10 protein-coding genes are annotated in these 7776 nt (G+C 64.0%); 7 read left to right on the forward strand and 3 right to left on the reverse strand.

Annotated elements, in window-relative coordinates:
• The coding region (locus EOA28_RS17745; protein WP_189342081.1) for an FAD-dependent monooxygenase at positions 1–493 on the forward strand (493 nt) is incomplete at its 5' end.
• Between the two features lie 45 nt (positions 494–538).
• On the opposite strand, the gene EOA28_RS17750 is transcribed toward EOA28_RS17745, so the two are convergent.
• Genes EOA28_RS17750 through EOA28_RS17760 form a run of 3 tightly spaced genes read right to left on the reverse strand, consistent with a single transcriptional unit; the run spans position 539 to position 1933 of the window.
• Positions 539–1036: a GAF domain-containing protein gene (locus EOA28_RS17750; RefSeq protein ID WP_126083061.1), complete on the reverse strand. Its 498-nt coding sequence runs from the start codon at positions 1034–1036 to the stop codon at positions 539–541.
• A gap of 52 nt (positions 1037–1088) precedes the next feature.
• Positions 1089–1628 carry a GNAT family N-acetyltransferase gene (locus EOA28_RS17755; protein WP_126083062.1) on the reverse strand — a complete coding sequence of 180 codons (540 nt, stop codon included), beginning with the start codon at positions 1626–1628 and terminating at the stop codon, positions 1089–1091.
• Positions 1625–1933: a DUF1778 domain-containing protein gene (locus EOA28_RS17760; RefSeq protein WP_126083063.1), complete on the reverse strand. Its 309-nt coding sequence runs from the start codon at positions 1931–1933 to the stop codon at positions 1625–1627. Before EOA28_RS17760 ends, EOA28_RS17755 begins: the two co-directional genes overlap by 4 nt.
• Positions 1934–2116: 183 nt before the next feature.
• On the opposite strand from EOA28_RS17760, the gene EOA28_RS17765 reads away from it, so the two are divergent.
• The 6 genes from EOA28_RS17765 to EOA28_RS17790 all read left to right on the forward strand — a co-directional run.
• Positions 2117–2545, forward strand: a complete 429-nt coding sequence (locus tag EOA28_RS17765; protein ID WP_126083064.1) for an NUDIX domain-containing protein — start codon at positions 2117–2119, stop codon at positions 2543–2545.
• The gene (locus tag EOA28_RS17770; RefSeq protein WP_128315103.1) at positions 2542–3519 is read left to right on the forward strand and encodes a GlxA family transcriptional regulator; all 978 of its coding nucleotides are present in this window, start codon (positions 2542–2544) and stop codon (positions 3517–3519) included. Before EOA28_RS17765 ends, EOA28_RS17770 begins: the two co-directional genes overlap by 4 nt.
• A gap of 296 nt (positions 3520–3815) precedes the next feature.
• A complete protein-coding gene (locus tag EOA28_RS17775) occupies positions 3816–5114 on the forward strand; it encodes a Xaa-Pro peptidase family protein (RefSeq protein ID WP_127249957.1) in 1299 nt (432 codons plus the stop codon).
• Between the two features lie 25 nt (positions 5115–5139).
• Positions 5140–5817 carry an isochorismatase family protein gene (locus tag EOA28_RS17780; RefSeq protein WP_128315104.1) on the forward strand — a complete coding sequence of 226 codons (678 nt, stop codon included), beginning with the start codon at positions 5140–5142 and terminating at the stop codon, positions 5815–5817.
• A 5-nt stretch (positions 5818–5822) separates the two neighbouring features.
• Positions 5823–6791, forward strand: a complete 969-nt coding sequence (locus EOA28_RS17785) for an alpha/beta hydrolase (RefSeq protein WP_127249959.1) — start codon at positions 5823–5825, stop codon at positions 6789–6791.
• Positions 6792–7152: 361 nt separating this feature from the next.
• Positions 7153–7776: ABC transporter substrate-binding protein (locus EOA28_RS17790; RefSeq protein ID WP_245501548.1), on the forward strand; the 624-nt coding region annotated here is incomplete at its 3' end.

Here is a 7776-nt window from a genome sequence, read left to right on the forward strand (position 1 = left end):
GGGAGGCGTCCTCCTCACCTGTGTCCGATTGAGCCGGCCCGCGGGATGGTTCGCACGCATCGACTTCACCGATGCCGACGCCGCCAGAACCCGGATCGCCGCCGAGTTTGAAGGCTGGGCGCCAGCGCTCACCACGCTGATCACCGACGGCGAAACCGCGCCGGTTCCGCGCATGATCTACACGCTGCCCGATGAACACCGCTGGGGTCGCGTCGCAGGCGTGACACTGCTCGGCGATGCCGCGCACCTCATGCCACCGTCCGGCGAGGGCGCCAACCTGGCAATGTTCGACGGCGCCGAGCTCGGCAAGGCGATTGCCGCGAACCCGTACGACATCGAGAAGGCACTTGCCGACTATGAGAATCCGATGTTTGCCCGCGCCGCCGCCGAAGCCCCGGACGCGCGCCAGGTGCTGGAGCTTTGCCTCGGCGAACGCGCGCCGTTCTCACTGGTGGACTTCTTCAACGACGTCGCGCAGGAAAAGCACGCGTGATCCTGACGGCCCTTCGAACGCTCCAATCGCAGCGAGCCTGTGCCCTCAGTCCTCGAACTCGCACGCCGCTACATAGATAGCGGCCAGTTTCTCGATACCGGCCTGGTCCTCCTTGTCGAAGCGACCCGGCAGCGGGCTGTCGAGGTCGAGCACGCCGAACGCGCCATCGGCGTCGCGCAACAGCACCACCAGCTCGGAGCGCGAATCGGCATCGCAGGCGATGTGGCCGGGGAATTCGTTGACGTCCTTGACCAGCATCGACATGTCGAGCTCAATGGCCTTGCCGCAGACGCCCTTGCCGACGGCAATGCGCACGCAGGCCGGCTTGCCCTGGAAAGGCCCGAGCACCAGCTCGTCATCGGAGGCGAGGAAATAGAAGCCGGCCCAGTTGAGGTCGGGCACCATCTGGTAGATCAGCGCCGCCGTGTTGGCGGCATTGGCGACGGAATCGCCCTCGCCTTCCAGCAACGCTTTCAATTGCGCGGCCAACTCCTTATAGAAGGCCGGCTTGTCCTTGGCGTCGATGGCGGTTGCCGCGAACATCGTATTGTCTCTCCGTTGCAAGCCGAGTGCTCGGCCTACAGATTGCTGTGCATCAAGATAAGTCCTGAACGGTTTTGACCGGCAGGAACAACCGCAATTCGTTGGACGGCAATGCGGTGAAACCATGATCGAGATAGAGCTTCTTTCTGCGCGCCACCTTGGCTGGGTCGCCGCAATCCAGCACGTCCAGCATGACAACGGCAATTCCGATCTGCTCAGCAACCCTCGCTATGCGCACCAGTGCGTCGAGCAGAAGGTCGCCGCCATATCCATTGCCTGCGAATCGCAGGTCAACACCCATCATGGACAGATAGGCCGCAGGGATGCTCCCATGTCCCGGCCGGGTTCTCGCGTATTTGTGCGGCAGCTCGCTATAATCCACCGAGTGCGAATTGATGGCGTAAAAGCCGATCAGGTCTCCGGCCGGACTGACCATCACGAAGACCCGAAGATTGTCGGCTTTGGATAGCTTGTTGGCGGTCCTTTTGAAGAAATTGTCGACCTGATCTACGCCACAGGAAAAAGCCGTTCGATCGTGCTTTTCAGGATCGAACGGCTCTATGACGTTGGCGACTTCGGGCTGCCGCGTCACTTGGAAATGACGGTTTTGACATAGCGCGCAAACGACGCCCGCAGCCGATCCGTCGGCTGCGGCGGATTTTCGAGGGCCGCAAAGAAGGCAGCATGGTCGACAGGCCGCAGAGCGGTGCGCTCATGAGCCTCAATCGTTTCCATGGCGGCCTTGTATGCGGCATTCATTGTGAAAACCGAGTCGTCGACACCGGCAAGAGCTGCGGCTTGCTGAATGGCTTTCTTGATGCGCGGCTTTGTGCGGAAGTTCATCCGCTCGCTGCTGCGCTCCTCGATCTCTCGAATTTCATCATGGAAAGTTTCCATGTCCTTGCTCCTTCGCGCGCCTTATGTACGTCGCATCGGCGTACAGGTCAAGAAAATTGCATAAGAGCAAGCTGCGGCGGTTGCCGCAAACTTCCTGGTCGTTTCTCCGTTGCAAGGGCGCGCACGTGCCCGATACAGTCCGGCCTCTCTGCCACCAAAACCGCCGCCGGGAAACAGCCTGTCGTGACCTCCAGCCATTCCGGAACAGTGACGACCAGGACAATCCGCATCGCCGCCGCGGTGATCCGCGACGAAGGCGGCAGGCTGCTGCTGGTGCGCAAGCGCGGCACAAAAGCCTTCATGCAGGCCGGCGGCAAGATCGAGCCGGGTGAGTTGCCGGCCGCAGCCCTGGCGCGCGAATTGCGCGAGGAACTGGGCATCGTCGTCGATCCGGGCGCTGCCTCGCATCTCGGTTTGTTTTCGGCGCCTGCCGCGAACGAGCCAGATGCCCGTGTCGAGGCCGAGCTGTTCGAGCTTTCCATCACAGACGAGCCGATCCCCGCGGCGGAGATCGACGAAATGATCTGGCTTAACCCGGCTCTGGCGAGCGGCATGGAACTGGCGCCGCTGACCGCCGATATCGTCCTGCCGCGCTACGGCCGCCAACCATGAATTCACGCAACGTGGAAAAACAGGCGGTGGGCGGAGCGCCTCTCACCTTCGCGGTGCTGGTCTTTCCCGGCTTTCCGATGATGGCGTTTTCGTCCGTTATCGAGCCGCTGCGCGCCGCCAACATTCTTGCCAAGCGCGACTGCTACCGCTGGGTCATCGTCGGCGCCGATCCGGGCACCGTCGAAGCCTCCAATGGCGTCGTCATCCAGCCCGGCTTTTGCGCGGCGGACGCGCCGAAGGTCGACCGCATCGTGGTGTGCTCCGGTGGCGATGCCGACCATGTCGTGGCCGATGAAGCGATGAGCTGGATCCGCAAGAGCCTGCGCAGCGGCGCTCATATCGGCGCTGTCGCGGACGCCGCCTTCTTCCTCGCCCGCGCCGGGCTGCTCGACGGCCATGCCTGCACCTTGCACTGGACCAGCCAGCCCGCCTTCACCGAAGCGTTTCCGGATATCGAGCTTCGGCGCGAGCTCTGCGTCATCGACCGCAAGCGTTTCACCTCGGCCGGCGGCGTCGGCAGCCTCGACATGATGCTGGAGATCATCACGCGCGACTGTGGCGCCGAGCTCGCGGCGGGTGTCGCTGAATGGTTCGTGCACAGTCCACTGCGCTCCAGCGTCGACCGCAAGCTGATGCCGCTCAGGCTGCGCACCGGGGTGCAGAACGAGCTGGTTCTATCGGCCATCGCCATCATGGAAGACGCGGTGGAGGAGCGGCTCGGCATGGCGGAACTTGCGGAGCGGCTCGGTGTGTCGCCCGACAAGCTCGAGCGCAATTTCCGCGCCGAGCTGGATATCTCTCCTAACGGCTATTACCGGCGGCTCAGGCTGAAGCGGGCGGCCGACCTTTTGGCGCATTCGACACTGATGGTGCGCGATGTGGCGCTGGCCTGCGGCTTTGCTTCGATGTCGAGTTTTGCGAGGGCCTTTCGCGAGGAGCATGGGCACGCGCCGAAGGCGATGCGGAGGCATTAGGGTGCAGTGCGCGCTGGCGCGATGAGACGCTGGCGGGACAGCGCCACCTCTGGCCTGCCGGCCATCTCCCCACTTGGGAGGAGATTGGCAGCCTCGGCGCCGCGCCCTTGTTGCAACTTCGGCAATTGGCGAAGCCCTGCGCGACATCTGATCTCTCCGCTCGTGGGGGAGATGTCCGGCAGGACAGAGGGGGCGCGAAGGATCGCTACACTGCGGCATCCGGCACAACAATCGCGGAATGCCGCACAAGCTCAAAACCCTGGCCGGCTATGGTCTCCGCAACAGGAGACCTTCTGATGAGCATCGTCGTATTCGATCCCGACAGCACCGAGGATGTGGACTTCAAGGAGCGCATGCGCCACCCCGCAGCGGCCGATCCTGCCGGCGGCATGTGGCTGTCCGATACCGAACCGTCCTTCATCGATGCGGACGCACTGCGTAAGGGACGCCTTACCAAGCTGCGCGCATGGATGCGCAAGGCGGGTTATGGCGGCGTCGTGCTGTTCGATCCTTACAACCAGCGCTACGCCACCGGCTCGCGCAACATGTTCGGCTATTTCCTGCGCAATTCGACCCGCTACTTCTTCATTCCGACCGAAGGGCCGATTGTGCTCTTCGAATATCCGCAGAGCTACCATGTCTCGATGGTGCTCGACACGATCGACGAGGCGCGGCCCTCGAAACTGGTCTGGTCATCGGTCTCCGGCCGCGACGACGAAACCGCCGGCCCCTTCGCCGACGAGATAACCGAGCTTCTGAAAAAGCATGGCGGCGGCTCGATAAAGCTGGGGCTCGACCGCTGCAGCCACCTGCAGGCGCTGGCGCTGGAAAAGCGCGGCTGCGAGGTGAAGGACTGCCAGGGCGAGATCCTCGCGGTGCGCGCGGTGAAGACGCCAGAGGAAGTGAAGTGCCTGCAAGCATCGATGGCCGGCGCCGAAGCCGCGGTTGCTGCGGTGCGCGAGGCGATCAAGCCCGGCGTTTCCGAAAACGAGCTCTTCGCCATCATGTATCACGAGGTGATCCGTCAGGGCGGCGAGTTCATCGAGACTCGGCTGCTGACCTCCGGGCAGCGCACCAATCCGTGGTTCAACGAAGCGAGCGGCCGCAAGATCAGGCCGGGCGAACTGGTCGCGCTCGATACCGACACGATCGGCTGCTACGGCTACTACTCCGACTTCTCGCGTACCTTTCGCTGCGGCCCGGGCAAGCCGACGCCCTACCAGAAGTCGCTCTACCGCATGGCGCACGACCAGGTGCAGCACAATATCGGCATCGTGAAGCCCGGCATGGCTTTTCGCGAGATTGCCGAGAAGGCGTGGAAAATCCCCGACCGTTTCGTCGACCAGCGCTACACATCGGTCATGCACGGCGTCGGCATGCATGGCGAGACGCCTTTCATCGCCCACTCGATGGACTACGAGACCTATGGCCGCGACGGCATCATCGTGCCGGGCATGGTGGTGAGCGTGGAAAGTTATATCGGCGAGAAAGGCGGCCGCGAGGGCGTCAAGCTCGAGGACGAGATTCTCATCACCGAGACCGGGACCGAGCTGCTCTCGCGGTTTCCTTATGAAGACGAATTTCTTGACAAGTAGCGCCCACATACCGACAGCACATTGCATGAAAACGCCCATTTCCATCCGGCGCGGCACGGTGGCCGCGGTGTTCATCGATCTCCAGGAGGAGCATCGCAAGGACGAGCGCTATCTGGTCGAGGGGTTTGCCGACATCCTCGCCAATGTGCAGCGCCTGCAGGAGGCGGCGCGGCGCAATTTCGTGCCGCTTTACCACTGGGCCTATATCGTCGACCTCGCGGCGGCGCGGCCGTTCCACCCTGTGGACCAAAGCGGCAAGTCGGCCTTTTCCGACAAGGACGATCCGCTGACCGCGATCTGCCATGAAGTGGCCCCGCGGAACGGCGAGGCCATGCTGGTCAAGCAGGAGGCAAGCGCCTTCGGCAGGAACGATTTCGGCGACAAGCTCAAGGCGGCGGGCATCGAATGGCTGGTGATTGCCGGCGTCTGGACCGAGGCCTGCATCGACGCCACGGTGAAGGATGCGGTAGCGCGCGGCTTTCGCGTGCTTTTGGCCAAGAATGCCTGCGGCAGCGCCAGTGCCGCCATGCACCAGACCGGCATCCTCAGCCTCGCCAACCGGCTCTATGGCGGCGCCGTCACCAACACGCTCGACGCCTGCCGGCTGATGGCCGGCGACACGGTGAATGTGTGGCAGGTCGAGGGTTCGGTGCCGCTGCGCTTCACCTTTGAGAACGCGGCGCAGCTCTACGCCGAGCTTTGACGGCTGTGGGAGGCGACCCAACCGATCCGACAGGGCGCGGTAAATATGCCGACCGGATCGATCCGGAGCTTTGGGAATACATCGACAAGGTCAACAGTTGGTACCCGCCGGAGATCGTTGCGGCACCGATCGCCGAGCAGCGCGCGGTCTATGACCGGATGTGCGTGGCGTTTCACCAGGGCCGTCCCGAGGGTGTGACCACCAGTGACGGCATGGTCGCTACCGCGGCGCATGCGATCCCGGTCCGCCGCTATCGGATGGAGGGTAAGCCGGCGGCGATTGTCGTCTATTATCACGGCGGCGGGTTCGTGCTCGGCGACCTCGACAGCCATGACGACATCTGCGCGGAAGTCTGCGTCGGCACGGGATTCGAGGTGGTATCGGCCGACTACCGGCTGGCGCCGGAGCATCTGCATCCGGCTTCCTCCAACGACGCGCTGGCCGTGTTCGAATGGGTCGCCGCGACCAGCGCGCTGCCGATCGTGCTTTGCGGCGAGAGCGCCGGCGGCAATCTCGCCGCTGCGGTGGCGCAGGCGGCGCGGCGGCATGTGCGGCGCGCCGTCGGCCAAGTGCTGATCTATCCTGGCCTTGGCGGCGACGAGACCGGGCGCTCCTATGTCGAGCACGCCGAGGCGCCGCTGCTGACGCTCGCCGACATCGAGTTCTACCGGCGCCTCCGGTCCGCGCCCGGGCAGTCACCCGACGACCCAACGTTCTCGCCGCTCACGGATCGTGACTTTTCCAGACTCCCGCCGACAGTGATCGTCACTGCCGAGTGCGACCCGCTGTCGTCGGACGGAGAAGCCTATCGCGACCGGAGTGTTGCCGCTGGCGGACAAGCGTGGTGGCGCGAGGAGAAGCGGCTGGTACATAGTTTTTTTCGGGCACGCGCGACTGTGCCGCGCGCGGCGGAGGCGTTTGGGCGGATTGTTGCGGATATCGGCGCGCTCGGACGGGGCGAGTGGCCGTATTGAACGGCGCTCCCCCTCACCAGCCTCCGCTTCGCTCGGCTGACCTCTCCCCAAGGGGAGAGGAGCCTGTCAGCGCCGGCGCGAACCTCTTCTCCCCTCGGGGAGAAGGTGGCCGCGAAGCGGCCGGATGAGGGGGCGACGCCGTCTGAGTCAACTTAGCCTGCGGAACAGCGCACAAGAACTGCGGAAAACCAAACATTTGGCCGCGGAAAGCGGACCTATCATTCCCTCGCAGGCAACGGCGCCCCGGCGGTCGCATCCGCCCCCGCGCCTGGCGATCCCGGGGCGACCGTTGGCTCGTGCACGTCATTGCAAATCAGAACCGCCACGCGGGCAACGTGCGCCAACAACAGAGGGAACGACGATGAAATTCATGCTGACCGACAGGAAACTGCACCCGCGCGCGGAGCCCACCGCCGATGACTTCAAGAAAGGCGCGATCAGCCGGCGCGAATATCTGGCCTTGATGGCCGGTTTCGGCGTCAGCGCCGCCGGCGCGATGGCGCTGGGCGGGATCGCCCCCTCGCCTGCCCGCGCCGCCGAGCCGAAAAAGGGCGGCGTGCTGCGCGTCGCGATGAACGTCAAGGGGTTCAAGGATCCGCGCACCTTCGACGGCGTCGAGATGTCGAATGTCGCGCGCCAGTGCAACGAATATCTGGTGCGCTGGAACACCGACTTTTCCTTCGAGCCCTGGCTCTTGGAAAGCTGGGAGACCAGCGATGATGCCAAGACGATCACTCTTCACGTGCGAAAGGGCATCACCTGGTCGAATGGCGACACATTCAACGCCGACGATGTGATCCACAATCTCAACCGCTGGTGCGATGCGTCGGTCGCCGGCAATTCGGTCGCCGCGCGCATGGGCGCGCTGGTCAATGCCGACACCAAGAAGCCGGTCGATGGCGGCATCCAGAAGGTCGACGACTACACCGTCAAGCTCAACCTGCCCAAGCCCGACATCTCGCTGATCGCCGGCATGGCCGACTAT

Origin of the sequence: Mesorhizobium sp. M2A.F.Ca.ET.067.02.1.1, assembly GCF_004023285.1 — a bacterium.
Lineage (GTDB): Bacteria > Pseudomonadota > Alphaproteobacteria > Rhizobiales > Rhizobiaceae > Mesorhizobium.

Bases quoted from the DNA above. Each gene is read 5' to 3' on its own strand.
- EOA28_RS17750 (WP_126083061.1), bottom strand. From the start codon at position 1,036: ATGTTCGCGGCAACCGCCATCGACGCCAAGGACAAGCCGGCCTTCTAT.
- EOA28_RS17760 (WP_126083063.1), bottom strand. From the start codon at position 1,933: ATGGAAACTTTCCATGATGAAATTCGAGAGATCGAGGAGCGCAGCAGC.
- EOA28_RS17770 (WP_128315103.1), top strand. From the start codon at position 2,542: ATGAATTCACGCAACGTGGAAAAACAGGCGGTGGGCGGAGCGCCTCTC.
- EOA28_RS17775 (WP_127249957.1), top strand. From the start codon at position 3,816: ATGAGCATCGTCGTATTCGATCCCGACAGCACCGAGGATGTGGACTTC.
- EOA28_RS17780 (WP_128315104.1), top strand. From the start codon at position 5,140: ATGAAAACGCCCATTTCCATCCGGCGCGGCACGGTGGCCGCGGTGTTC.